We start from the raw sequence: 26,457 nt of genomic DNA, 5'->3' as shown, positions 1-26,457 counted from the left end.
TTAGCCTAAGAAAAGACAAGCTTATTTTAATTTAAATCAAACTAGATATGGAAGCACAAAAGAAAACATTAGGTGAATTTATAATTGAAAATCAATATGAATTTAAAAATTCCTCAGGAGAGTTATCCCGTATATTTAATTCTATGAAATTAGCCGCTAAAGTAGTGAGTTATAAAGTCAAAAAAGCGGGTTTAATTGATATCATTGGAGGAGTAGGTGATAAAAATATTCAGGGAGAAGACCAGCAAAAATTAGATGTTTATGCCAATGAAGTATTTATTGAAACTTTAATTAATAGAGAAATTGTCTGCGGAATTGTTTCGGAAGAAAATGATGACTTTATCACGGTACAAGGAAATGATAAAGCCAACAATAATAAATATGTCCTTTTGATGGATCCATTGGATGGTTCTTCAAATATTGATGTAAATGTTTCAGTAGGTACCATATTTTCAGTCTATGCAAGAATATCTAAAAGAGGTACCCCCGTTACTTTAGAAGACTTTCTACAACCAGGTACGAGACAAGTTGCTGCGGGATATATCATCTATGGAACATCTACAATGCTTGTATATACAACAGGTCATGGGGTAAATGGCTTTACATTAAATCCAGCTATTGGGACATTCTATTTGTCTCACCCCAAAATTAAATTTCCTGTAGATGGGTCTATATATTCTGTAAACGAAGGAAATTATGTTCATTTTTCACAAGGAGTTAAGAATTATATTAAATACTGTCAAATGCAAGAAGGGAATCGTCCCTATACCTCAAGATATATAGGTAGTTTAGTTTCAGATATCCATAGAAACATGCTCAAAGGAGGCGTTTATCTATATCCCACCAGTACAAAAAACACCAACGGAAAATTAAGACTTTTGTACGAATGCAACCCCATGGCGTTTATAATAGAGCAGGCTGGAGGCAAAGCCTCTAATGGATATTCCAGAATACTTGAAATTAAACCTACGAGTTTACACGAACGAGTACCTTTTTATGCAGGAAGTGTTAATATGGTTGAAAAAGTTGAAGAATTTATCGCTATGGCAAATAAGGAAACAATGTGTGGAGTCAATCCTTTGTGAGGGTTAAGTTGTTTGTAGTGAAATAAAGGCATAAAAAAAGGCAGTGTAAATCTGCTTTTTTTATGCCTTTTTTGGTTCTAAATGGGGTAATTTAAATTAAGCAGATTTACACGAAAATAGTGGTGTTTGAATTTCACGAAGTTGCTATTTGAAGTCAAAATTAGTGCAATACAATTTTATATTTATAAAAATCTGTGCTAATCTGTGCAATCTGTGTTTAGTTTTTCAAATACGAATTCAAGTCAACCTGATGCAATTGTTGGGAGACATTAAAAAAAGGTTTTCGAACCGCTTTTTCGTTGGTAATATAAAAATGCAAACCGTCGCTTGTTGTAATTCCTTCCACTTGATGAAAAGGGAGTTTGAGTTTAATTTTACGTTTGTTGCCAGAGAAAAAATGATTTCCTTCAAAATCATCAAGTAGATAAATAAAGGGTTTGAGATGTTTGTTGTAGCCTGTAAGAACAATTAATTTTTTCGCTTCTACATAAGTCGCACCTGTAATCAAGCCTTTAACTTTATAGGTTTCTTTTTCTTTGGCAATAAAAGTACCAGATGTTTTAGGCAGTGAATAGACTGTTGTTTTATTGTCGTTGAAATGTTTGGTAAAAAGAAAAATACTGTCTTGAGAGACGATAAAAGCTTCGCAATCAAAATTGGTTTTATTTGGTTTTTGAATGCTAAAGTCGGTTTGATTGGCATACGAAAAAGCGATGGTATCTATAGTTGGTTTTACGGAATATAATTCACTTTTGCGTAAGCGTAAAATGCGTAAATCCTTTCGGTTGCCTTGGAAGTTATTGCCAAAATCACCAAGATAAATAAAAGTACTGTCTTGTGAAATTTCTTCCCATTCTTTGTTTTTTAAACCGTTTATATTGATTTTTTTCTTGATAACGCCATTAAAATCCATGCCGTAGACTGTCGCATCAGTATCGTCATTTGCCGTCCATAAAAGTCCGTCATAATGAATCAGACTCGAAGTTTCAACTATAGAATCGCTGAGGTTGGCTGAGAAAATAGGTTTAATTTTTGTTCTTTTGTAACAACAACTTCCATCGTTTACATTAGCTTTCGGGTTGTGATTTTTAGCCAAGGGGTCAGTGCAACCTGAAATTTGACTCCAAGAACTCGTAATGCAAATAATAAAAAAGATAAAAGTGACTTTCATTTTTTTTGAATTTGAAACCAAAAGTAATTTAAAATAATTTTTGTAGCCCGTTTATCTCTTTATATTTGTGACATGCAACTATCAGTAATCATCCTTAATTATAACGTTCGGTATTTTCTAGAACTCTGTGTTTTGAGCGTTCAATCGGCAATTGAAAATATAGACGCTGAGATTATTGTTGTTGATAATAATTCTTCGGATGATAGTTGTAAAATGATGAAAGAACGTTTTCCAGCCGTGAAACTCATCGAAAACAAAGAGAATTCGGGTTTTCCCAAAGGCAATAACATTGGCGTAGCCCAAGCCAAAGGGAAATACATTTGCATCCTCAATCCCGATACGGTTGTGGCCGAAGATACTTTTGTCAAAGTTTTAGCTTTCGCCGAAAGGCAAAAAAAACTAGGGATTGTAGGTGTTAAACTTATTGATGGTGCGGGTAAGTTTTTGCCTGAAAGTAAAAGAGGGATTCCTACGCCTTGGGTTGCTTTTACTAAAATTGCCGCTTTGTATAAACTGTTTCCAAAAGTAAAGTCATTTGGAAAGTACTACGCTAGCCATCTGAATGAAAACCAAACGGGGCAGGTTGAAATTTTGGTAGGGGCCTTCATGGTAATGCAGCGAGATTTATACCTTGAAATTGGGGGCTTTGACGAAGATTGTTTTATGTATTCAGACGATATAGATTTGTCCTATATGGTTTTACAAAAAGGCAAAAGCAACTTCTACTTTCACGAAACCACCGTGATACATTACAAAGGAGAAAGTACTATTAAGGATGAGACTTATATGAAGCGTTTTCAAGAAGCTATGAACTTTTTTTATAAGAAACATTTCAAAGTTTCGAGCTTGTTTTCTATTTTTATGAAACTCGGAATTTTGTTCTTTTCTTTTGTCAAAATGTTTCAAGGAAAGTCCCAATTAAAACCAGAGAAAGAGCAGTATGTGCTTGTTTCTAAAAATAAAGAATTAAGTATTAAACTGTCTGAGATTCTAAAACCTGAAGTTGATTTTGTAGATTTGACTATTGAAAAATTGACTATAAATCTGTTGTTGCAGTATAAAGGTACAGTAGAAATTATATTCGACAACGAATTCATTTCGTTTAAAGAATGTATTAAATTTATGGAATCGGCAAAAAATAACAAGTACACTTTTAAAATAATGCTGAAAAACAGTGATTTCTTAATAGGGAGTGATAATTCTAATGAAAGAGGAACGATTGTAAAGTTTGGAGTATAAATTTGGTTTAATCAAATGTATGTTTCAAAAAATCACTAATTTCGCAAACTAAAATAAAAGACACCTAATACTAGGTTAATGATATGGCAAGATTTGAATTAAAACTTCCAAGAATGGGAGAAAGCGTCGCAGAAGCAACTATTACGAACTGGTTAAAATCCGTTGGTGATACCATTGAGGCTGATGAAGCGGTAATTGAAGTCGCAACAGATAAAGTAGATAGTGAAGTTCCTAGTGAAGTGTCGGGTGTTTTAGTGGAACAACTTTTTGCTAAAGATGACTTAGTACAAGTAGGACAAACTATTGCTATTATAGAAACAGCTGATATTGCAGATGGTCAAGAGAACAGTCAGGATGCTGTTGCTCCAGAATTTATCGAACAAGTAGCTAAATCAGTAGATGTAGCCAAAGAAATGGTTTCGGCTCCAGCAAATTTTTCTACCGACTATTCGGAATCAGAGAAATTTTATTCACCACTTGTTAAGAATATTGCGATTACTGAAGGGGTTACTGTTCAGGAATTAGATATGATTATAGGGACAGGTAAAGATCATCGTGTTACAAAGGATGATATATTAGCTTATATAGAAAGACGCAAAGAGAATGGTATTAATCCAGTAGAGGTAGCGCAGTCTAATCTTACGAAACCTTTGTCGGTTCCACAGCCCGTTTCGAATCCAATTTCTATCAATGGTGGAGATGAAATTGTAGAGATGGACAGAATGCGTAAATTGATTGCAGGCTATATGGTGGCCTCTATTCAAACATCGGTTCATGTACAATCTTTTATTGAGGTCGATGTGACGAATATTGTAAAATGGCGCGATCAACATAAAAACGAATTCGAAAAAAGAGAAGGGGAAAAATTGACTTTTACCCCAATTTTTATGGAGGCTGTTGCAAAAGCATTGAAGGATTATCCAGGAATGAATATATCCATTGATGGAGATTATATCATAAAAAAGAAAAATATCAACTTAGGTATGGCAGCAGCTTTACCTAACGGAAATTTAATTGTTCCTGTTATAAAAAATGCAGATCAGCTGAATTTAGTGGGTATGGCCAAAGCGGTTAACGATTTAGGAAACCGTGCAAAACAAGGGAAATTAAAACCTGATGATACTAAAGGAGGGACTTATACGGTTACCAATGTCGGTTCGTTTGGCAGTGTTTTTGGGACGCCAATTATCAATCAACCTGAGGTGGGGATTTTGGCTTTAGGGGCTATTCGAAAAGTACCTGCGGTTATTGAAACGCCTGAAGGTGATTTTATAGGTATTCGTCAAAAAATGTTCTTAACGCATAGCTATGACCACCGAGTAATTGATGGAGCTCTTGGTGGCATGTTTGTAAAACGAGTAGCGGAATATTTGGAGTCTTTTGATGTTCATAGGGATTTTTAAATAAATTAAAATAATAGTAGAGCCCTCAAAATAATGTTGATTTTGAGGGTTTTCTTTTTAGTTTTCTTTGTGGATTAAGGTTTGAAACATTATTTTATTATTTTATAAAATTGAAATAATCATCGCTTTGGCACATAAATCGTACACTTAAAAAAGTATATTTGTAACTCATTCAAAAAAATATAATGGAATTAAAACTAAATAAGCCAATTTGCTTTTTCGATCTTGAAACCACTGGAATTGATATAGGAAAAGATAGAATTGTTGAAATATCAATTTTTAAAGTATATCCTAACGGGAACAAAGAAAGTAAAACATGGTTGGTGAACCCAACAATTCCAATTCCACCACAAACAACCGCAGTTCACGGAATTACTGATGATAAAGTAGCGAACGAACCTACTTTTAACGAATTAGCACCACAAGTCTACAATATGATTAAGGATAGTGATTTGGGAGGGTTCAATTCAGATCGTTTTGATATTCCATTATTAGCGGAGGAGTTGTTGAGAGCAGGTGTAGATTTTGATATGAAAAATCGAGTATCGGTTGATGTTCAAACTATTTTTCATAAAAAAGAAGAACGTACATTGAGTGCGGCTTATAAATTTTATTGCGGCGAGAGTTTGGAAAATGCCCATTCTGCTGAAGCAGATACTAAGGCAACTTACGAAATTTTGAAAGCACAAATAGAACGATATGATGATTTAGAAAATGATGTAAAATCCTTAGCTGAATTTTCTACTCGAAAAAAAATAGCTGATTTTGCTGGAATGATTGCCTTTGATAAAGATGGAGAAGAAGTTTTTGCTTTTGGAAAACACAAAGGCGTTAAAGTAGATAAAATTTTAGAAACGGAACCAGGCTATTACAATTGGATTCAAAATGCAGATTTTCCATTGTATACTAAGAAGGTTTTGACGGCGATTAAACTTAGAAAATTAAATACTAAATAAGGTTTTGGGGTAGAGTTCTAAGATACTGAGTTTTTTATAGCTTTCATCTTAGAGCCTTAGCGTCTTAGAACCTTAGCAACTTTTTAAAAAATGAAAATAATCTGTATTGGTCGTAATTATGCCAAGCATATTGAGGAATTAAAAAACGAGCGTCCTACTGAGCCTGTGATTTTTATGAAGCCAGATTCGGCAGTTTTATTGAAGCAACATCCTTTTGTGATTCCAGAATTTTCTGAAGAAATTCATCATGAAGTAGAGTTGATTGTAAAAATTAACAAAGTAGGGAAGTATATTGATACGAAATTTGCCAATAAGTATTATGACGAAATTAGTGTGGGTATTGATTTTACTGCTAGGGATTTACAATCAAAGTTAAAAGAGAAGGGGCTGCCTTGGGAAATAGCCAAGGGGTTTGATGGCTCTGCAGTCATAGGAGAATTTTTGTCAAAAAAACAATTTAGTTCACTAGAAAATATTACATTTGAATTAACTAACAATAATAGTACCGTTCAAAAAGGTAATTCTGCCCATATGTTGTGGAAAATTGACGAAATTATATCTTATGTTTCGCAGTTTTTTACATTGAAAATAGGAGATATTATTTTTACAGGAACTCCAGAGGGGGTAGCAGCTGTAAAACCAGATGATGTCTTGGAAGGATTTTTAGAAGGGCAAAAACTATTTAGAATACAAGTAAAATAATGGCATTACATTACAACCTTTCCAAAGTTTACGAACTTTCAGATAATGATCAAGATTTTGTCAATGATGTTTTGACTTTGTTTGTGACTGAAGTACCCGAAGATTTAGTTCAAATTAAAGAGGGGATAAAAAAGAAAGACCATAAGCACGCTTATGCTTATGCACATAAAATTAAGCCTACATTGGATTTGTTAGGTTTAAATGTGGCTTTTGAAGAAATTCTTCAAATTGAGGCATGGACAAAAGCGGAAGGAAAGAAAAAGGATATTGTTGATACTTTCAAGAGTGTGAAAAAGCAGATTGAAGACGCTATCAAAGAGATTAATAAAGATTTTGATTTACCACAGGGGTAATACTGAGGAATTTATTAGAACAATGAAATTCAACATTTGGCATAGGTCTAGGTGTTGAATTTTTTTCTATAATATAGTTAGATAAAAAAAAAATGAAAGCTAGTATAGTTACTATTGGAGATGAGATTTTAATTGGGCAAATTGTAGATACCAATTCGGCCTATATTTCGAAGGCTTTGGATAAAATAGGGGTTGAAACCTATGAAATGATTTCAATCAGCGATGATAAACAACATATTTTAGATACTTTTAAGAAATTACAAAACAAGGTAGATTTGGTAATTGTTACTGGAGGTTTAGGGCCTACCAAAGATGATGTAACTAAAAAAACATTTTGTGATTATTTTAATGATCAATTGGTCGTCGATACAAAGGTGTTGGCTCATGTTACCGAGTTGATTGAAGGCTTTTACAAAAGAACGATTACGCAAATCAATAAAGATCAGGCTTTAGTGCCTTCACGCTGCACTGTATTGCACAATCAAGTGGGTACTGCTCCAGGAATGTGGATGCAAAAGGAACAAACCGTTTTTGTGTCTTTACCAGGTGTGCCTTATGAAATGAAATATTTAGTAGAACATGAATTGATACCCAAAGTAGTTAAAGAGTACAAACGTCCTTATATTTTACATAAAACCATACTGACATACGGACAAGGTGAAAGTATGGTGGCGGAAAGACTTGAAGAATGGGAGAATAATTTGCCAGAGTTTGTGAAACTGGCTTATTTGCCAAGTCCGGGAAGAGTACGATTGCGATTGACGGCAAGAGGATTTGATAAGGAAAAAATAGATGATGAAATTGCAAAACAAGTAATTTTATTGACTGCAATTATTAATGATATTATTGTTGGCTTTGGTGAAGAGGAAACCATTGAGGTGGTTGTGGGTAATATGCTGAAAAAAGAAAACGCCACCATAGCTACCGCTGAAAGTTGTACAGGAGGTGCTATTGCATCTTTGTTGACCACTGTGCCAGGATCTTCTGCTTATTTTAAAGGGAGTGTTGTTTCGTATGCTACAGAAACTAAAGTGGGGGTTTTGTCTGTTGATGCGCAATTAATTGAACAACATTCTGTCGTGAGTGCCGAAGTAGCCAAAGCGATGGCTTTGGGTGTGAAAAAGTTAATGAAAACAGATTATGCAATTGCAACGACAGGGAACGCTGGTCCAACAAAAGGGGAGGGTGATGCAGAAATTGGTACGGTTTTTATTGCACTAGCTACTCCTGATGAGGTTGTTGTTGAGGAGTTTAATTTTGGTCAACCCCGTGAAAAAGTGATAGATAGAGCTGTCTACAAAAGTTTAGAAATATTGCAAAAAGAAATTATGAAATTTGTGTAGTAAAATTTTGTTTGATACGTTTATTTTTCTTTTCTTTGCACCCTGATTTTGAATAACGATTAAAAGATATATATAATGTCAAGAGTTTGTGACCTTACAGGTAAAAGAGCGATGGTAGGAAATAACGTTTCTCACGCTATGAATAAAACTAAGAGAAAATTTTCTGTAAACTTAGTTAAGAAGCGTTTTTATCTTCCAGAGGAAGATAGATGGATTACTCTTAGAGTAGCAGCATCTACGATAAAAACAATTAACAAAAATGGAATTGCAGCTGTTTTGAAAAAAGCACAGTCAAACGGATTTATTAAATAATCTTTTTCCAATATTAAATATACAGCAAGATGGCAAAGAAAGGTAATAGAATTCAGGTGATTTTAGAATGTACTGAGCACAAAACTACAGGTGTTGCAGGAACTTCTAGATATATAACAACTAAGAACAAAAAAAATACTCCAGACAGATTAGAGATTAAAAAATTTAATCCAATCTTGAAAAGAGTTACTGTTCATAAAGAAATTAAATAATTAGAAATTTTTATTTTAAAAATTTCAAAAAATAATCAGACATGGCAAAGAAAACAGTAGCATCGTTACAAACATCTTCTAAGAGATTATCAAAAGCCATCAAAATGGTGAAATCTCCAAAAACTGGCGCTTATACTTTCGTGGAAACTATTTTAGCTCCTGAACTAGTTGATGAGTTCTTGAAAAAGAAGTAATTAAAAGACATTATATAAAAAAGCTACTTTCTATCGGAAGTAGCTTTTTTATTTTTATCTTTATCCTATAATACATACGAATTTATTACAATTCCTACTATGAGTTTTTTCAAAAGAATATTTTCATCTGATAAAAAAGACCAAAGTCTTACTGAGCAAGAGAAGCAAGTATTGGACAAAGGCTTGGAAAAATCTAAAACATCTTTTTTTACTAAATTGACCAAGGCTGTTGCTGGTAAAGCAAAAGTGGATGATGATGTATTGGATAATTTGGAAGAGATTCTAGTTTCTTCAGATGTGGGAGTAGATACCACTTTAAAAATCATTACTCGAATTGAAAAACGTGTAGCTGAAGATAAATATTTGGGTACAGAAGAGTTGAACCGTATTTTGCAAGAAGAAATAGCAGGTCTATTGTCTGAAACTAATTCTGGTGAAGCAACAGATTATGTAATTCCAGTACAATCCAAACCCTATGTTTTGATGGTTGTAGGGGTGAATGGAGTGGGTAAGACCACTACAATTGGTAAATTAGCCTATCAATTTAAGAAAGCAGGTCACAATGTAGTATTAGGTGCTGCGGATACTTTTAGAGCTGCAGCGATTGATCAATTGCAAATTTGGGCAGATAGAGTGGGAGTTCCAATAGTACGTCAGGAGATGGGCAGTGATCCTGCCTCAGTTGCTTTTGATACTTTACAATCTGCTGTGGCACAAAATGCGGATGTCGTGATTATTGACACTGCAGGTCGTTTGCATAATAAAGTGAATTTGATGAATGAACTTTCAAAAGTGAAACGCGTAATGCAAAAAGTAGTTGCCGATGCGCCTCATGATGTATTATTAGTTTTGGATGGTTCAACAGGTCAAAATGCTTTTGAGCAAGCCAAACAGTTTACAGCAGCTACCGAAGTAACTTCATTAGCAGTGACTAAACTTGACGGTACGGCCAAAGGCGGTGTGGTAATTGGGATTTCAGATCAATTCCAAATTCCAGTAAAATATATTGGAGTAGGTGAAGGAATTGAAGATTTACAAGTCTTCAATAAATTTGAATTTGTAGATAGTTTCTTTAAATAATAAATATGAATTTTTTCCATAAATTAACACCACTCAATCTATATCTTTTAAGTATTTTGTGTTTTGTTGGTGCAAACTTAATTCGAAACAACAGCATCGAAGGGTATTATGTGTTTTTAGTCTTTGGTGTGATTTGTTTTATTTTAGGTTTGACTAAACGTATTAAAAGCAAATAAGATGAGTTGTTTTTTGGGGCTTAACGTTCGTGGTTATAAGAGCATTTACTCCTGCTGTCCGTTACAAACACAGTTCGCTGAACTCCTATGAAAATAAAAATATAGTGAAGTAATCTTGTGGTGGTAACTCAAAGAGTAGGAATTAGCCACCATAAGGATTTTTACTTCCATCAGGGCTATAAATTGCAATTGGTTTTCATAAGAACTAAACTTAGGAATACAATAGAATATTTTGGTCTTCTAATTTTTAATGTGAATAAAAAAAGCTGTGTAAAATTGGTAAACTTTACACAGCTTTTTCAATCCAATCAGTTGATGTTTTTTGGGGAACAATGCTGAAAGTGAGTTTATTGTTTTTTCTTTTTGAAAATGATACGGGTGATATAGATTCCTTGTCCGTCATTAGTGCCGGCATCGCTTTCCACGCCACTGACCACTTGCATTAATTCCCAGCCTTCAGTAGCTAAACTGTTAATTTTAGAGCTAATCACGGCATCATTTGAAGCAATGTTCTCAAATCGAATGCCACCAAGATTGTAAAAATTTAAAAGTTTAGTTTCCTCAAAATTTTCTACTCTAATATCTGATCGATCACTTTTGTTTCGACCATCAGTATGTCCTGAAGTATAATCTTTAAAATTCCTTTTGTCTTGAACGTCAATGATTCTAGAACGACCAAGACCATTAGGTACAATAGACTCAATGCAAGTAACTAGTTTGTATTCATATTCTTGTGCAGAAAGCAACATAGTGTTGAAAGTAAAAGCAAGTAAAATAATTTTTTTCATATAAGTAAGATTTATTAGTTATATTTGATTGTGACTTTTTATTTTTTATTGGGCATAAAAATAACAAATAATAGTACGGCTTATTTTTGTTGATATAAATGGTTATGGAAATAAGTTTTTGCTGCAGAAGTTTGGTGGAATAAATATGTTAAGTGAATGAATCTTTTTGAATGACATAGGGAGTCTACTGAAAGTTCCGATTCAAAAAAAGATTTGTTATTGATACAATACCTTCAACTTTTTCCACAATTCATCATCAAAATTAGATAAAGCAAAATTAGATTCGTCGGCGGAGTTGCCCATACGGATGACGACCATTTTTTTACTTGGAACTATATAAATTTTTTGATCATTTTTTCCTAAAGCCATATACATATCATTTGGAGCAGATGGAATTAAGCTACCTGGAAATTGGAGTTGTGATTGTGGCAGATGGTAACTGCTTTTTCCATTAAGCCACCATAAATAGCCATAACTTAAATTGATGCTTTGAGAGCTGTTGGTGGCTAAAGTGCAGTAGTTTTCGTTTATGATTGGGTTGTTTTCCCATTTTCCTTTGTTGGAAATCAGCAGACCAAATCTTGCCATTGAGCGTGTTGTACTGAAATATACAGAGTTATTTCCTAATTGAACCCAACTCCCTTCCATACCTATTTTGTTTCTTAATTTGGTGTTAAAATAGTCGCTCCATGTTTGATTAGTGGCCTTTGCGACTACATCTTGTAATTTTACATAAACATTATGATATCCCCAACGGGTTCCAGCATCAGCTTTGTAGATAAGACAGTCGGGTGTGACACAGTCATCGCTGTCATCTAAGCCAGAGGTCATGTTTAATAAATGTTTGTTTGTAATCAAATTTTCTTTAGAAAGAGGTAAGCTGGTCCAGCCGTTTCCTAAGTAATCAGAAACTTTGTTGTTGGTGTTTATATAGCCTTCCTGTTCCGCGATTCCTGTAACGGCTGCGGTTAAGGTTTTCCCTGCACTGGCCCAATACCAACCTTTGGATGCGTCATGACCATCAAAATAATTTTCCATGACAATGCGTCCATCGACAAGAATAATGAAAGATTTGGTGTTTTTTAGTGCTAAAAAATCTAATAGTGGTTGCACAGCATTGGAATTCCATCCTAATTCGGTAATGGATTTGGTTTCCCAAGAAGTACCTATAATAGGTGGGAAATAGGTTGATTCGATTGGAGTTGGATTGTCTTTGCTACAACTTGCTAACAAGAGAATGAGCATTATAGTTAAGCGGTTGTATAGGGGTTTCATATGAAATCGTTTTGATGGATAATTTGTTCGATTAGTCATTTGGGCATGAAATGTTTATGATTCTTTTGATTAAAAGTAGGCTAAAAAGTTTAATCTGTTTTAGTTTTTTTTCTTTTGAATGGATTAATAAAGAGTAACTTTGTGTGGTATAAAAAATAGGTTGTTTGTCTTATGTACTAACCCTGTTGGTCTCAAAGCATTCCAAGGGTGCCTTTTTGTTTTGCACAAAAAGGCAAAATAAAAAGATATTACGGACAGTAGGATAAAGTTCTAAAAAAAATAATAGATGAAGAAAATATTTAAAATTGTGTTGATTGCTATAGTCTTTGTGAGCTGTAAACAGAATATTGAGCCTACTGATGTAGTAAAGCTCAACGGTTACTGGGAAATTGAAAAGGTAGATGTGGAAGATGGAGAGGATAAGAATTATAAAATTAATGAGTTTTTTGATTATTTTGAAATCAAAGACAATCAAGGGATTCGAAAGAAAGTAAAACCACAATTAGATGGTACTTTTGTAGTGAATGATACCTATGAAAATGTTAAGATTCGTTTTGAAAACGACAAATTATATCTTGATTATTCGACTGATTTTGCCAAATGGTCCGAGGAAGTAATCACCTTGACGGATGAAAAATTGGTTGTGAAAAATGAAGAAAACAAAGAGTATTACTATAAAAAAACGGGAGCAATAAACTTGACAGGAAATGGCAAAACGACTAAATAATCAAAGTACAGTAGGGGATGTGTTGAAACAAATTATTCAGGGGAATAAATTGCAACCTGGTATGGATCAAATAAGCGTAAAAGAAGCATGGGTAAGTTTGATGGGGAACGGTGTAAATAGCTATACACAAAACGTAGTTTTGAAAAACAGTACTTTGTATGTTGAATTAACTTCTTCGGTATTACGAGAGGAATTGAGTCTAGGAAAATCCAAGATTATTAAAATGATTAATGAAGAAATAGGACGTGATGTTGTAACAAATGTAGTTTTGAGGTAATAATTTAAAATTCAGGATTTTTTATTTAGGATTTAGGAATGTAAATCCTAAATAAAAAAATCCAAATTTTTTAATTTTTAGAATTGCTCTCTTCCAGAAAAATGAAAAGCACCTTCAATAGCAGCATTTTCATCACTATCAGAACCGTGAACCGCATTTTCTCCCATAGAAGTAGCGTATAATTTACGGATAGTTCCTTCTGCAGCTTCAGCTGGATTTGTAGCTCCAATTAAAGTTCTAAAATCAGCAACGGCATTTTCTTTTTCTAAAATAGCAGCGACAATTGGTCCACTTGACATGAAGTTTACCAACTCTCCGTAGAATGGTCTTTCAGCATGAACAGCGTAAAAAGCTTGAGCATCAGCTACTGTAAGTTGTGTCAATTTTAAAGATACTATTTTAAATCCTGCATTGGTAATCATGGCAAGAATGTTTCCGATATGACCATTAGCAACTGCATCTGGTTTTATCATGGTAAAGGTTTTGTTAGTAGTCATTATAAAGTGTTATTTTTTATAGGTAATTATACGTAATTAATACTTGCGAAAGTAAGTAAATTAATTGTTTTTATTATGATTTATATGATGATAATGTCAAAGTTTTGCTCTAAGGGTTTTAGGTTATGTTGTAGTTTTGAGATTAAATGATTCCCCTCGGCCAAATAAAATTCAGAAAAATTGTTTTGACGTTCTTGCAGGCCATGATTAGGAAACAATTCGTTTTGTAAATCTGTGGCTCGCTCTAATTGGTCTTTTAATTTTCTTTTTTGTGCTTTTAATAATCGTTTTTCGAGTTTTTCGAGTCCTTTTATTTGTTTCTTTTCCTGTGCTTTTACAGCGCCAACAAAGGATTTGTCTGTTTGCTCCGCAATTTCAAAGAGATCCTTGAATTGCTTTTGTAATTGTTCTTTCTGCGGTGTTAGGTCAATAGAGAATGAAGATAATTTTTCAGCTAGTTGATTTTCTAAATCCGTTTGTTTAGCAAATAAATTTGCCCATGTAAGTTCTAATTTATCTGCTTTAGAAACTTGTTTGTCTGTTGCTAATAGAACAGAGTTGCGAACTAGTAAGATTGGGAAGCTAACATGAACTGCATCAAAAAAAGATTTTAATTCGAGCCAATACGCAATTTCTCCGCCACCGCCAATATAACAAAGGTTAGGTAGGATGACTTCTTGGTAGAGCGGACGCATAATTACGTTTGGACTAAATTTCTCTGGATTGGTATTAACTAAATCTAGGATTTCTTTTTCTGAAAATGTAATCTCAGTATTGTTGACCAAGTATTTGTCTTTTTCAAAAATAATACGTTCGCGCAAGTTGTCTTCTATGAAAAACAAATTAATTTCACGAGGGTTGACCTGAATAGTGTATTCACTTAGTTTTTGTATCGTTTCAGTAACCGCTTTATACGAAGTTTGCTTTGTGAGTTCTTCTTTGATATAGGGATTGAAAAGTTGTTTTAAATCTTTATTATCTGCGTCAATAATTACTAAACCAAACTCCCCAAATAGTGTATTCGCCAAATGTCTTGTAGCGTCAGCCAGATTAGAGTGCTCTAAGTAGGCGCGTTCAAAGATTGTTTTAAGTTTGTTAGCATTGGTGGTATGTCCTAATTCTAAAGCAAATATTTTGAAAAAATCCTCTAATCCTTCTGTACTTAAACGTCCAACAGGACCAGAGCTTTCCGTATTCCAGCGAAGTTTTTTTCCTTTAAAATTAAAATAATTGATTTCGTCAAAATCATGATCTTCGGTAGCCATCCAGTAAACGGGGACAAAATTATAAGCTGGATAAGTGGCTTTTAATTCGTTAGTCAAATTAATAGTCGAAATGATTTTGTACAAAAAGTACAGAGGACCACTAAACAAATTAAGCTGATGTCCTGTAGTTACTGTAAAGGTATTGGCTGTTCCTAATGCCTCAATATTTTGATGAGTAAGATTGGAAATTCCAATAGTACTATATTGTTCGTGTAATACGGTTACTAGTGTGTTTCTCGTATTCGAGTCAAAATTTGCCTGTTTTTCAAGAATTTGCTTCTCGAAATTTTCAATAGTGGGAAAACGATTGTATAAGGGTTGAAGATTTGATTTTTGGTTCAAATAATCGTTCATTAAAGGGCTAAAATATCCAGAATTTTGATAACTAATACAGTCGGTAGGCATGTTTGAGAGTCTTAATTTACTGCTAAAATAAGAAAACTAAAGTGATATTTTTAATGATTAAGAAATGTTTAGTAAATGTATGTTGACTTGATTGAGCTATTAATTAATTATCCCTTATTTTTGCATAAAATCATTCATTTTGAAACCAAAATTATTACTCATTACCCCGCCTTTCACACAACTCAATACGCCTTATCCTGCAACGGCATATATTAAAGGTTTTTTGAATACCATTTCTATAGAATCTGTACAAGCGGATTTGGGTATCGAAGTAATTTTGAAATTGTTTTCGAAAGAAGGTTTAACAGATTTGTTTCAAGTTCAAACTTCAAAGCTTCAAGTTGGTGACATTTCAGATAATTCCAAACGTATTTTTGCATTACAAGAGGAGTATGTTAAAACGATTGAGTCCGTAATTGCTTTTTTACAAGGAAAGAATCCAACTTTGGCACTCCAAATTTGCCAAGAAGATTATTTACCCGAAGCCTCTCGTTTTGCTTCTTTGGAAGAACTGGATTGGGCTTTTGGATTGATGGGAACACAAGACAAAGCCAAACATTTGGCGACTTTATACCTAGAAGATATATCTGATTATATTGTTGAATGCATTGATGCCAATTTTGGTTTTAGTCGATATGCGGAACGTTTGGGACGTTCGGCCAATTCTTTTGACGAATTGTATCAAGCTTTACAACAAGAGCCTACTTATATTGATAACCTGCTAATTTCAATTTTAGAAGAGCGAATTGAAAGTGTTCAGCCTAATTTATTTTTAATTTCGGTGCCTTTCCCTGGGAATTTATATAGTGCATTCCGTTCGGCGCAATGGGTAAAAGCTCATTATCCAGAAATCAAAATTTCTATGGGTGGTGGTTTTCCGAATACTGAATTGCGCTCACTTTCGGATGCTCGTGTATTTGAGTTTTTTGATTTTATTACACTGGATGATGGGGAAGCTCCTATTGAAGAGCTTATAAATGCTGTCAGATCGAGCGAAGTCGAGATGCAATGCGGTGTTGAAAAGAAGTATAAACGTACTTTTCTTTTAGAGGATGAAAAAGTGGTTTATAAAAACAATTCGACAAAACCAGATTACAAACAGGCTCAAGTGGGAACACCAGATTACTCCGATTTATTGTTAGATAAATATATTTCTGTTATCGAAATTGTCAATCCTATGCATCGTATGTGGAGTGACGGTCGCTGGAACAAACTCACTATGGCTCACGGATGTTATTGGGCAAAATGTACCTTTTGTGATATTTCCTTAGACTATATTAAGGTATACGAACCTGTTGCGGCAAATTTGCTATGTGACCGAATTGAAGAAATGGTGGCACAAACGGGGCAAACAGGTTTTCATTTTGTAGATGAAGCTGCACCACCAGCTTTGATGCGAGCTTTGGCAGTCGAAATTTTGAGACGGAAAATTTCAATTACTTGGTGGACAAACATTCGATTCGAAAAAAGTTTTACTGCAGATTTGTGTTTATTGCTCAAAGCTTCGGGCTGTATTGCCGTTTCTGGCGGTCTTGAAGTGGCATCAGATAGACTTTTGAAATTAATAGACAAAGGGGTAACGGTGGAGCAGGTCGCTAAAGTAACACAGCATTTTACCCAAGCAGGAATTATGGTTCATGCTTATTTAATGTATGGTTACCCTACGCAAACGGTACAAGAAACCGTGGATAGTCTTGAAATGGTTCGGCAGTTGTTCGAAGCCGGGGTGTTGCAATCGGGTTTTTGGCATCAATTTGCCATGACGGCACATTCCCCTGTGGGTTTAGATCCTGAAGCTTTTGGAGTTATCCCAATTGCACCTTCTTTGGGTAAATTTAAAGAGGCTGTTTTTGCAAACAATGATATCGATTATAAAGACAAAACAGGAATTAACCACGATCAATTTAGTTTTGGACTCAAAAAATCCTTGTTTAACTTCATGCACGGAATCTGTTTGGATTACGAATTGCAAGATTGGTTTGATTTTAAAATCCCTAAAACCAAAATTACAGCCGACTTTATTGAAAATGCTTTGACTTTGGATAATGAAATCACTACCAAACCCACTGCTAAAATAGTATGGTTAGGCGGTAAACCAGAAGTGGAATATTTTACAAAGTCTAAAAAAGGAAGAAGTTGGGATATGATGCGTTTGACTTTTCATGATAAAAAAGAAAGTTTTACAGTCCAAACCAATAAAGAAGAGGGAGAGTGGTTGGTTGGTATTTTAAGCCGAATTTCAATTGCTAATAATAAGGTATATACTTTTCAAGAGTTGAAAAATGACTTTGAAAAACAATTTGAAGATTTTGAATTGTTTTGGTATTCAAAACCCATACATATATTAAGGAGTTATGGACTATTAACATTATAAAAATATGGAATACAATAGATGTGGAAAAAGTGGCTTGTTGTTGCCGCAAATTTCGTTGGGACTATGGCACAATTTTGGCTCAGTCGATAATTTTGAAAATGGAGAAAGTATAGTTAAAGAAGCTTTTGATAAAGGGATTACTCATTTTGATTTGGCCAACAATTACGGACCAGAACCTGGTTCAGCAGAAACCAATTTTGGAAAAATCATGAAAAACAATTTCCAAGGGAATTTACGCGATCAAATGGTAATTTCGACCAAGGCTGGTTACACCATGTGGGAAGGGCCTTATGGGGATTGGGGGGGCAGGAAGTATTTGTTGTCCAGTCTAGATCAAAGTTTGAAACGAATGGATTTGGATTATGTAGATATATTTTATTCTCATCGCCCCGATCCCGAAACGCCCATCGAAGAGACCATGATGGCTTTAGACCATGCGGTTCGTTCGGGTAAAGCGTTGTATGTTGGGATTAGTAATTATTCTGCAGAGCAAACTAAGGTTGCTGTTGCAGTTTTAAAGGAATTAGGAACGCCATGTTTGATTCATCAAGCCAAATATTCTATGTTGCAGCGTTGGGTAGAGGAGGGGTTGCTTGATGTCTTAGAAGATAAAGGGGTTGGCTGTATTGCTTTTTCACCTTTGGCACAAGGATTATTAACAGATAAATATTTAAAAGGAATTCCTGAAAAATCAAGAGCATCTAATCCTAATGGACATTTGAAAAGAGAAGAAGTTACGGATGAGAAGATTCAAAAATTAATTCAGTTGAATGAAATTGCGAAAAACAGAAATCAATCCTTGGCTCAGATGGCTTTGGTGTGGTTGATGAAAGACAATAGAATTACCTCGGTGTTGATTGGTGCCAGTTCGGTAGGGCAATTGAATAATAATCTCGATAGTTTACAAAATTTAATATTTAGTGCAGATGAAATTAATAGGATAGCCCATGTTTTAGAAAGTTAGAATTAACATATTATTAAGAAGTATGGAAAAGGTCTCAAAATAGCATTTGAGACCTTTTTTTGTTTTTAATTATTAGTTTTTCATTTCTTTTAGTTTCTAAATCGTGTTTTTTGATTGTTGGTTTGTGTTTTTATTTTTTGAGACTACCCCTGTTGTTTTAGGGGTAAGTTGTTTTTTTTATATGTTTTATTGGTTTTTTATGGGTTTTGTAGTGGTTTTTTATATTTGATATATTGAAAAAACAGGGGTATGGGTAAAAAAATCAATTATGAATAGTGTATTTTTTATGTGTAATTTGTGAAGAAAGACCATTTTTTTGTTTTTGATTTTTTATTATTAATAAAACGACAAAAAATGAATCAAAAAATAAAGCTTTTGTTGTTTTAGTTAATTTTAACTTAATATATTCGCTACAGAAAAATAAATAAATGAAGTGTATTTGTGTTTTTTGAAACAAAATAAAAATTAGGATTTGATTGATTCTAATAATAAAGAATAGGAAAAAACAGGGTACATTAATTATTAAACCAAAACAAAATTAAACATGAAGAAAGTAATTATTATTTTAGCTTTAGCGCTAACAGGGAACATGACATTTGCTCAAGACACACCATTAGAAATTTCTGGATCTGCAGACTTGTACTATAAGTATGATTTTGCTAAAACAGCAAATATTGGAACAAGTTTTGCATCTGATCAGAATTCATTGTCTTTAGGGATGATTGATATTGCTTTAAAGAAAACTACTGGTAAAGCATCTTTTGTAGGAGAGCTTTCTTTTGGACCTAGAGGACAGTACCAATCTATTTTAAATGGAGATGGAGCAGATGCAGATGGAAATACATTTAATATTCAAAATTTATATGTTAATTATGCAGTTTCAGATAAATTAACTTTAACAGCAGGTTTCATGGGAACATTTGTTGGATATGAAGTGATTTCACCTTTGGCTAACTTCCACTATTCTACTTCTTATTTATTTACTAACGGACCATTCCAAAATGCAGGGGTAAAGGCGAACTATGCTTTCTCTGATAAAGTTGGTTTGATGGTTGGAGCCTTTAATAATGAATGGAATGTGTATTCTGCGGAACCATTAAGAGGTTTAAACGCAATTGGAGCGCAATTATCATTGGCACCTGCTGAAGGAGTGAGTGCATATATCAACTTTATGGATGGTGCTGATAGTGGAACAATTATTGATTTGACTGCTACGTTTGCATTGTCAGATAAATTCACTTTAGGTTTGAATGCTGCTGATTGGACTGCGCCAGGAAGTGGAGATGTAGGTTATACAGGAGTGGCATTGTATCCTTCAGTGTCTGTAACGGATAATTTTGGTTTAGGATTACGTGCTGAATATTTTAAAGCTAAAAAAGATGATTCTATGATAGGTTTAACTGCAGACAATTCTGTTACAGCATTGACTTTATCGGCAAACCTAAAAGCGGGTGGATTTACTTTTATTCCAGAATTTAGATTGGATAGTGCAAAGAACAATAATTTCGTTAAGTCTGATATGATTACTCCAACGAAATCAGCTTCTCAATTTTCAGTAGCTTGTGTTTACGGATTCTAATAAGTACAATTATAGCAAGTGATTGCTAAGAATATTTAAAAAACATTTTTTTTACTGTCAAGACATTCATTGCGGATGTTTTGACAGTTTTTTTATTTATAACCATAATTATGGTTGAACCCCGAAGACACAAAGAATGCACAAAGCTTATAAAGATTGTATAACGATTGAAGATTAGGGATTAACGATTTTTGAATTACCTGTAGAAGCTAAAATTGTGCAGTTTGTTATATTTTTAAAAACTTTGAGATTCTCAGTTTAATATCTGGATAGCAAAGCCACAAATAAGTTTAAAAGTTTTCAAGGTTTTGAAAATTGAAATTTGCTTTTTGACTTTTGAATAAGTTTAACCACGAAAATACAAAGAATGCACAAAGCTTATAAAGATTGTATAACGATTGAAGATTGTGGATTAACGATTTTTGAATAACCTGCAGAAGCTAAATTTGTGCAGTTCGTTATATTTTTAAAAGCTTTGATATTTTTAGCTTATTATTTGGATAGCAAAGCCACAAATAAATTTAAAGGTTTTCAAAGTTTTGAAATTTGACCTTTGAAATTTGACCTTTGAAATTGAAATTTGATTATTGCTTTTTGAGTCTTGAATTAGCTCTTTTTGTAAATACTGTAAATGGTGTTGATGGTTTTCTCATCTAACACGCTATCAACTTCCGTTTGGATAAAATGTAGTTTAAAAGCAGAAATGGCTGCTTTTAGGTTTTTTGTATCATAACCTATGATGCGTAAAGCTTGCTCAACATTGAAATTTGCAGGTGCAGGTTCTAAAATGTCATCTTTCCACAATCCAAAGCCGTTTTCGGCTAAAGTTCGCCAAGGAAATAAGGGACTTGGATCTATTTTTCGTGAAGGAGCAATATCTGCATGCCCCAAGATGTTTTCTTTAGGGATGTCGTAGTCTTTCTTTAATTTTGTTAATAGTGCCAGCAAACTTGTTATTTGAGCTTCCGAAAAAGGTTCACTGCCATTGTTGTCTAACTCAATTCCGATGGAACAGGAGTTGATGTCTTTATTTTTTCCCCAAGAACCATTCCCTGCATGCCAAGCACGTAAATAGTCATTGAGCATTTGTACCACTCTCCCGTTATCACCAATTACATAATGAGCACTTACTTGAGTTCTGGTTAATGTAAATGTACGTATAGTTTGCTCAATAGAATCTTGTGCGGTATGGTGTAAAATTATGAAGTGTGGTTTGCGTAAATTGAAATTAACAGTCCCAATCCATTCCGTTTGAATGCCGTGATCTAGTGATTTTTCTTCAATTTTGGTGATGGCATCACTAAATTTGTATAGTCGGTGCGTATAGGAAGAGTCAATAATTAATGTTGTAGTGGTTACAATAGGTAAAGGTTTTGGTTCTTTTACAGAAATCTCTTCTTTGAAAGTTTTTAATTTTTCGTTATATATTTTTTCCGAAGCCTTATAAGGTTTTGGCCCGCATGCTGTAAGCAATAAGGTCACAATCAATAAATAAAAGTAATTTTTCATTTTTTCTGGGACTTCTTAAATTGTAGTATAGAATTGATTATTTATTGCGTTTTGATTTTTTTGAACTTGGTTTTTCCTCAATCCATTTTTTGTAAAGTTCTTTTTGATCTGGGTTCAAGAACTCATTTATTTTTCGAGTTGTAGTTTCTGCTAATGCTTGGATTTCTTTGCCTTTTTGTTCATTGCCAACGTTTTCATCTTTCATAATAATTCCTTGGTCACGAATGCTTTCTTTTAAAACATTTGCAATGGCAATTTCTTGTAATGCATCCAGTTTTATTTCTGGTTTCATTCTTTTCATGATTTCACCTACCGTAACTTCTACAGGAATTTCCTTTGGCTTGTCAGGAGTGTCTTGTAATTGACTATCTCTATTCATTCGGCCGTATCCGTTTCCGTATCCGTTTCCATAACCATTTCCGTAACCATATTGTGCATTTGCAGAACAAACTGTTAGTAAAAAAGCTATGAAAGAAAGTATAGAACTTGGTTTAGTTATCATGATTATTGATTAAAGTTATTACTACTAAGGCAAAATAATATAAATTAAGCAGGTTCTCCGTAGAGGTCAAATTCAGTGGCATCCGTGATTTTAATCATAGCAAAATCGCCAGTTTTTAAATAATGTAAAGAAGCATCAATTAATACTTCGTTATCAACATCTGGACTGTCAAATTCTGTTCTTCCTACAAAATGTTGTCCTTCTTTACGATCGATAATACATTTGAATACTTGTCCTACTTTTTCTTGGTTTAGATCCCAAGAAATTTGAGACTGCAATTCCATAATTTCATTAGCACGAGCTTGCTTCACATCATCAGGAACATTGTCTTCTAATAAGTAAGCATGTGTGTTTTCTTCGTGAGAATACGCAAAACAGCCCATACGGTCAAATTTCATTTCTTGAACAAAATCCTTCAAGATTTCAAAATCCTCTTGGGTTTCACCTGGATAACCTACGATTAGGGTAGTACGAATTGCCATTCCAGGAACGGCAGCTCTAAAATCTTTAAGTAATTGAGTCGTCTTAGCTTGAGTAGTTCCACGACGCATTGATTTCAAAATAGAATCCGATATGTGTTGTAATGGAATATCAATATAATTACAAATCTTAGGCTCGCGTTTCATTAAATCCAACACATCCATCGGGAATCCAGTAGGGAAGGCATAATGCAAGCGAATCCATTCGATTCCTTCAACAGCTGCCAATGCTTCCAGTAACTCCGCAAGATTTCTTTTTTTATAAATATCAAGACCATAATAAGTCAAGTCTTGAGCGATTAGAATTAACTCCTTAACTCCATCTTTTGCTAAACCTTCTGCTTCTTTGACTAGTTTTTCAATAGGTTGTGAAACGTGTTTTCCTCTCATAATCGGAATAGCACAAAAACTACAAGGTCTATCACAACCTTCGGCAATTTTTAAATAGGCGTAATTTTTAGGTGTTGTAGTTAAACGTTCTCCTAATAATTCATGCTTATAATCAGCTCCTAAAGCTTTTAATAATTGAGGCAATTCGGTAGTCCCAAAAAACTGATCTACATTAGGAATTTCTTTTTCCAAATCAGGTCTGTAGCGTTCAGATAAGCATCCAGTTACAAAAACCTTGTCAACCAAACCTTTGTCTTTTTTATCGGCATATTCTAAAATCATATTTACGGATTCAGCTTTTGCATTATCAATAAAACCACAGGTATTTATCACAATGATGTTTCCTTCTTTTTCAGCAGGAGCTTCGTGTTCGACATCTTTTCCATTGGCACGAAGTTGTCCCATAAGGACTTCACTATCGTATATGTTTTTGGAACACCCAAGGGTGATAACGTTGATTTTATTCTTTTTTAAAGACTTGGTTCTCATAGTTTTGTAAATTGGAGTGCAAAATTACACTTTTTTATCCAAACCGCGTTCGTTTTATTGGGTTTTAGGAAGTTTTTTAGGAGCTGATTCCTGCTCTTCGCTGTATCTCTTGTTTCACTATCGTTTCACAAGAGGATGCCGCTGCGATCAGGGCTAAAAAAAATCCGTCCCAAATTCATGAAACGGATTCATCATGATATTGAAATACTATAATTCGAATAATAAGGTAAGGGTAATAGTATCTATTTTAGTGTTGATTTTGGCACTATCAGTAAATCCTTGAGTAAAAAAACCTTGTTGTGAATTTCTTTGTGAGGTAGCGTATGATAAATCTAATTTGGTATTACCAAAATTATAGCCAATACCTGCTGAATAGCCTTTTAAATCACCAATTGTGCTGTTGTTTTTATAAGGGCTTTCTTCAAAGCGATATCCTGCTCGCAAGCTTAGAGCTTCAATTTTGTATTCACCACCAATTCTTAATTCTTGCGTGCTACTGAAAGTATTTGTCATGAATGAATTTAAGCCACTAAAGTACGGGTCGTTTTCAGGTTTGAACTTTGTACTGCTGTAATCTTTTAGAGCGTAATCGATGCTGAAAAGTCCTTTTTTTCCAAAAACATAAGCAAAGCTACCAGTTACCTTGCTTGGCGTTTGAAGTTTGTAAGGGTCGTATATATTAGTAGCATTAGGATTAACTACATCTGCTGGGAGGTTACCACTTGAATTGCTACTAACGGCTATCAATTTTTGTGAAAACTCATCGTAGATGTTGTACCATGTTGGTGATTCGTATGTTAAACCTAATCGCACTTCATTAGTTATTTTAGCAATTGCTCCTAATTGAAATGAGAAACCAGAACCGTAAGAATATAATTCGTTACTGAATTCAGCTTGAGTGACTCTGTAGTCGTTGTTCAAGTTGTTGTTGTTGTCTTCGTAAAATAAAGAAGACTGTCTGTAGTCCAGAAAATGGGTATTTAAGTTAATTCCAAGATACAGTTTGTTTTTGTATGAGGTTGCAGCATTAAAAGAGAGTTTTCCATTGTATCCTGTTGAATAAACAGAGTTTTCTTGGTAGTAATTACCTCCAGCTGCCACATTTGAATTGTATTGAGTGTTATTTGGGGACGTTGAAACAGGGTTTATCATATAGGCTTGGTAACCTAAATAGGCCTGTTGTTCTCCGTGTAGCAAGTTTCTGTAGTTGCCGTTTTCTAATGTGTTTAACGTAACTCCATTGGCATAATGTAAAAAGTAGTCACCTATCGAACGTGTTGGGTTAGTTCCTACCGAAACAATTGAATTGTCGAAATTATTAGTGTTTTCATAGTTGATGGCTAATGAGAACTTTTTCCAGTCATTTTTAGGGTTTTGATTGTGGAATACAAAAACAACTCCTCCTTGGTTTAATTTAATTTTATCATTCTTTTCAATGTAATTTGTGTTGTAATAATTAGATTCATTCTTTGTGTCAAAATTACTTAGTGTGAATCCCATTTGGTTGTTTGAAAACACTGCACTACCTGCTGGATTAGAGTTTAAGGAAGAAAGATCACCTCCAAGTGCTCCAAAAGCACCGCTCATGGCACGATAACGAGCCGTTCCTGTTAGGTTGTCTTGAGAATAACGAATGGCGTCAACAGACTCTTGTGCTTGAGCTAAGCCAAAGGTTAGTCCTGTAATTAGTATGATGAGTGATTTTTTCATTTTTTCTTAAATAAAAGGTTTTGTAAATAAGATAGTGATTCGAAGATTATCGTCCTCCACCTCTTCTGCTTGAACCTGATGAGCCACCGTAGCTTCCGCTTGGTGAGCTAGATCTAGAAGGGCTGTAGTTGTTATTACTAGGGCTGTAGCTTCTAGTTGGGGTGTTGCTTTCGTATCTTGGACTAGTTGTTGATCTGGATTTACTATTGTCTGAATTATATTGGTTTTGAGACTCTGTTCTTCTTGAGAAATTAGGAGTGCTATTGTTATTTGTTGAGTTTCTGTTAAAGCGTTCATTATCAGACGAAAATCTTCGACCGATGGTGGTGTTGCCTTGCGAACTTCTGGAGTTATTCAAGTTGTTGTTGTAATTTGAATTGTTGTATGATTCGCCTCTTCTATATGTTTCACCCCTTCTTCCATAGTTGTAGGAGTGATTGCTGTTGTAGAAATTGCGGTTTCCGTAGTAGTAAGGATAGTTGTAGTTTCCCCATCCCCATCCATAGTAAGGTGAGTTCCATCCAAAGTTATTCCATCCGAAGTTGTTCCATCCGTATCCTCCCCATCCAAAATTTGAGTATCCCCATCTGTTGTAAGGGTATCCAAATCCAAATGATAGACCCCAGTTGTAGTTTGGGTAAATATTAATGTCTGTTTTTGATGCATTACTTCCCCATCCAGCATATTGTCTGTCTGAATTTTGGTTGTTATCAAAGTTGTTGTAACTTTCTATGTCGGTAAATATTTGATCGGATTCATATTCATTTTGCAATGAATTGAAATAATCTTTATAAGGATTGTTAGGATTAGTTCTTTCAGTTACTTCAGTTCGTTGCACACGAGAATCACCATATATGCCGTCATTGTCATAATAGGAGCTATTTTGATAAGAACCACAAGAAGATAGTAAAATGCTGCTAACGCCAAATACTAGGTATAGCGATGCTTTTTTTAGTGAAAAATTAGAAGTTTTCATATCTATATGGTTTTTTATTGTTGCA

26 protein-coding genes are annotated in these 26,457 nt (G+C 34.1%); 16 read left to right on the top strand and 10 right to left on the bottom strand.

The window, feature by feature from the left end; genetic code table 11:
- The first annotated feature begins 47 nt into the window (after positions 1–47).
- Positions 48–1,085, top strand: coding sequence for a class 1 fructose-bisphosphatase (fbp, locus tag ACNH59_RS00385; RefSeq protein WP_418263486.1), 1,038 nt, complete (start codon positions 48–50; stop codon positions 1,083–1,085).
- A 217-nt stretch (positions 1,086–1,302) separates the two neighbouring features.
- On the opposite strand, the gene ACNH59_RS00380 is transcribed toward fbp, so the two are convergent.
- Positions 1,303–2,256 carry a T9SS C-terminal target domain-containing protein gene (locus ACNH59_RS00380; protein ID WP_418263485.1) on the bottom strand — a complete coding sequence of 318 codons (954 nt, stop codon included), beginning with the start codon at positions 2,254–2,256 and terminating at the stop codon, positions 1,303–1,305.
- Between the two features lie 72 nt (positions 2,257–2,328).
- Here ACNH59_RS00380 and ACNH59_RS00375 point away from each other — a divergent pair, with 72 nt between their 5' ends.
- The 10 genes from ACNH59_RS00375 (at position 2,329) to ftsY (ending at position 10,050) form a co-directional block, all read left to right on the top strand.
- Positions 2,329–3,495 carry a glycosyltransferase family 2 protein gene (locus ACNH59_RS00375; RefSeq protein ID WP_418263484.1) on the top strand — a complete coding sequence of 389 codons (1,167 nt, stop codon included), beginning with the start codon at positions 2,329–2,331 and terminating at the stop codon, positions 3,493–3,495.
- Positions 3,496–3,578: 83 nt separating this feature from the next.
- The gene (locus ACNH59_RS00370) at positions 3,579–4,898 is read left to right on the top strand and encodes a dihydrolipoamide acetyltransferase family protein (RefSeq protein ID WP_418263483.1); all 1,320 of its coding nucleotides are present in this window, start codon (positions 3,579–3,581) and stop codon (positions 4,896–4,898) included.
- Positions 4,899–5,083: 185 nt separating this feature from the next.
- The gene (locus ACNH59_RS00365; protein WP_418263482.1) at positions 5,084–5,854 is read left to right on the top strand and encodes an exonuclease domain-containing protein; all 771 of its coding nucleotides are present in this window, start codon (positions 5,084–5,086) and stop codon (positions 5,852–5,854) included.
- A 90-nt stretch (positions 5,855–5,944) separates the two neighbouring features.
- Positions 5,945–6,556: a fumarylacetoacetate hydrolase family protein gene (locus ACNH59_RS00360; RefSeq protein ID WP_418263481.1), complete on the top strand. Its 612-nt coding sequence runs from the start codon at positions 5,945–5,947 to the stop codon at positions 6,554–6,556.
- Complete coding sequence (locus ACNH59_RS00355; protein WP_418263480.1) at positions 6,556–6,909, top strand: Hpt domain-containing protein; 354 nt, start codon at positions 6,556–6,558, stop codon at positions 6,907–6,909. Before ACNH59_RS00360 ends, ACNH59_RS00355 begins: the two co-directional genes overlap by 1 nt.
- Before the next feature lie 92 nt (positions 6,910–7,001).
- Positions 7,002–8,252, top strand: coding sequence for a competence/damage-inducible protein A (locus ACNH59_RS00350; RefSeq protein ID WP_418263479.1), 1,251 nt, complete (start codon positions 7,002–7,004; stop codon positions 8,250–8,252).
- A 75-nt stretch (positions 8,253–8,327) separates the two neighbouring features.
- The gene (gene rpmB, locus ACNH59_RS00345; protein ID WP_320889499.1) at positions 8,328–8,564 is read left to right on the top strand and encodes a 50S ribosomal protein L28; all 237 of its coding nucleotides are present in this window, start codon (positions 8,328–8,330) and stop codon (positions 8,562–8,564) included.
- Between the two features lie 29 nt (positions 8,565–8,593).
- Positions 8,594–8,776 (top strand): 50S ribosomal protein L33, encoded by a 183-nt coding sequence (gene rpmG, locus ACNH59_RS00340; RefSeq protein WP_007805817.1) that lies wholly within the window; start codon positions 8,594–8,596, stop codon positions 8,774–8,776.
- A 41-nt stretch (positions 8,777–8,817) separates the two neighbouring features.
- Positions 8,818–8,970 (top strand): DUF4295 domain-containing protein, encoded by a 153-nt coding sequence (locus tag ACNH59_RS00335; protein ID WP_073244765.1) that lies wholly within the window; start codon positions 8,818–8,820, stop codon positions 8,968–8,970.
- A 99-nt stretch (positions 8,971–9,069) separates the two neighbouring features.
- Positions 9,070–10,050 carry a signal recognition particle-docking protein FtsY gene (ftsY, locus tag ACNH59_RS00330; protein WP_418263478.1) on the top strand — a complete coding sequence of 327 codons (981 nt, stop codon included), beginning with the start codon at positions 9,070–9,072 and terminating at the stop codon, positions 10,048–10,050.
- A gap of 523 nt (positions 10,051–10,573) precedes the next feature.
- Here ftsY and ACNH59_RS00325 read toward each other — a convergent pair.
- Together ACNH59_RS00325 and ACNH59_RS00320 are read right to left on the bottom strand one after the other, a co-directional pair.
- Positions 10,574–11,014: a hypothetical protein gene (locus tag ACNH59_RS00325; RefSeq protein ID WP_418263477.1), complete on the bottom strand. Its 441-nt coding sequence runs from the start codon at positions 11,012–11,014 to the stop codon at positions 10,574–10,576.
- 216 nt (positions 11,015–11,230) lie between these two features.
- A complete protein-coding gene (locus ACNH59_RS00320; RefSeq protein ID WP_418263476.1) occupies positions 11,231–12,289 on the bottom strand; it encodes a serine hydrolase domain-containing protein in 1,059 nt (352 codons plus the stop codon).
- Positions 12,290–12,575: 286 nt separating this feature from the next.
- Here ACNH59_RS00320 and ACNH59_RS00315 point away from each other — a divergent pair, with 286 nt between their 5' ends.
- Complete coding sequence (locus tag ACNH59_RS00315) at positions 12,576–13,016, top strand: lipocalin family protein (RefSeq protein ID WP_418263475.1); 441 nt, start codon at positions 12,576–12,578, stop codon at positions 13,014–13,016.
- Positions 12,997–13,293, top strand: coding sequence for a DUF721 domain-containing protein (locus ACNH59_RS00310; RefSeq protein ID WP_418263474.1), 297 nt, complete (start codon positions 12,997–12,999; stop codon positions 13,291–13,293). The genes ACNH59_RS00315 and ACNH59_RS00310 overlap by 20 nt, the downstream gene beginning before the upstream one ends.
- 77 nt (positions 13,294–13,370) lie before the next feature.
- Here ACNH59_RS00310 and ACNH59_RS00305 read toward each other — a convergent pair whose 3' ends face one another.
- Together ACNH59_RS00305 and bshC are read right to left on the bottom strand one after the other, a co-directional pair.
- Positions 13,371–13,790, bottom strand: a complete 420-nt coding sequence (locus ACNH59_RS00305; RefSeq protein WP_418263473.1) for a nucleoside-diphosphate kinase — start codon at positions 13,788–13,790, stop codon at positions 13,371–13,373.
- An 80-nt stretch (positions 13,791–13,870) separates the two neighbouring features.
- The gene (gene bshC / locus ACNH59_RS00300) at positions 13,871–15,460 is read right to left on the bottom strand and encodes a bacillithiol biosynthesis cysteine-adding enzyme BshC (protein ID WP_418263472.1); all 1,590 of its coding nucleotides are present in this window, start codon (positions 15,458–15,460) and stop codon (positions 13,871–13,873) included.
- Positions 15,461–15,599: 139 nt separating this feature from the next.
- On the opposite strand from bshC, the gene ACNH59_RS00295 reads away from it, so the two are divergent.
- From ACNH59_RS00295 to ACNH59_RS00285, 3 genes are all read left to right on the top strand, one after another.
- Positions 15,600–17,834 carry a B12-binding domain-containing radical SAM protein gene (locus ACNH59_RS00295; protein ID WP_418263471.1) on the top strand — a complete coding sequence of 745 codons (2,235 nt, stop codon included), beginning with the start codon at positions 15,600–15,602 and terminating at the stop codon, positions 17,832–17,834.
- Between the two features lie 4 nt (positions 17,835–17,838).
- Positions 17,839–18,798 (top strand): aldo/keto reductase, encoded by a 960-nt coding sequence (locus ACNH59_RS00290; protein ID WP_418263470.1) that lies wholly within the window; start codon positions 17,839–17,841, stop codon positions 18,796–18,798.
- A gap of 544 nt (positions 18,799–19,342) precedes the next feature.
- On the top strand, positions 19,343–20,377 hold the full coding sequence (locus ACNH59_RS00285; RefSeq protein ID WP_418263469.1) for an outer membrane beta-barrel protein: 1,035 nt from the start codon (positions 19,343–19,345) through the stop codon (positions 20,375–20,377).
- 606 nt (positions 20,378–20,983) lie between these two features.
- Here ACNH59_RS00285 and ACNH59_RS00280 read toward each other — a convergent pair.
- From ACNH59_RS00280 to ACNH59_RS00260, 5 genes are all read right to left on the bottom strand, one after another.
- On the bottom strand, positions 20,984–21,886 hold the full coding sequence (locus ACNH59_RS00280; RefSeq protein WP_418263468.1) for an N-acetylmuramoyl-L-alanine amidase: 903 nt from the start codon (positions 21,884–21,886) through the stop codon (positions 20,984–20,986).
- Positions 21,887–21,923: 37 nt separating this feature from the next.
- Complete coding sequence (locus tag ACNH59_RS00275; RefSeq protein ID WP_418263467.1) at positions 21,924–22,388, bottom strand: hypothetical protein; 465 nt, start codon at positions 22,386–22,388, stop codon at positions 21,924–21,926.
- A 44-nt stretch (positions 22,389–22,432) separates the two neighbouring features.
- The gene (rimO, locus tag ACNH59_RS00270; RefSeq protein ID WP_418263466.1) at positions 22,433–23,746 is read right to left on the bottom strand and encodes a 30S ribosomal protein S12 methylthiotransferase RimO; all 1,314 of its coding nucleotides are present in this window, start codon (positions 23,744–23,746) and stop codon (positions 22,433–22,435) included.
- Positions 23,747–23,953: 207 nt separating this feature from the next.
- Positions 23,954–25,456, bottom strand: a complete 1,503-nt coding sequence (locus ACNH59_RS00265; RefSeq protein WP_418263465.1) for an OmpP1/FadL family transporter — start codon at positions 25,454–25,456, stop codon at positions 23,954–23,956.
- Positions 25,457–25,502: 46 nt separating this feature from the next.
- Positions 25,503–26,432 (bottom strand): hypothetical protein, encoded by a 930-nt coding sequence (locus ACNH59_RS00260; protein WP_418263464.1) that lies wholly within the window; start codon positions 26,430–26,432, stop codon positions 25,503–25,505.
- Between the last annotated feature and the right edge of the window lie 25 nt (positions 26,433–26,457).

This window comes from Flavobacterium faecale (genome assembly GCF_048320115.1).
GTDB classification, from domain to species: Bacteria; Bacteroidota; Bacteroidia; order Flavobacteriales; family Flavobacteriaceae; genus Flavobacterium; species Flavobacterium faecale_A.
Note: the sequence above shows the minus strand (reverse complement) of the source record. Positions and strands in the feature narration are given on the sequence as shown.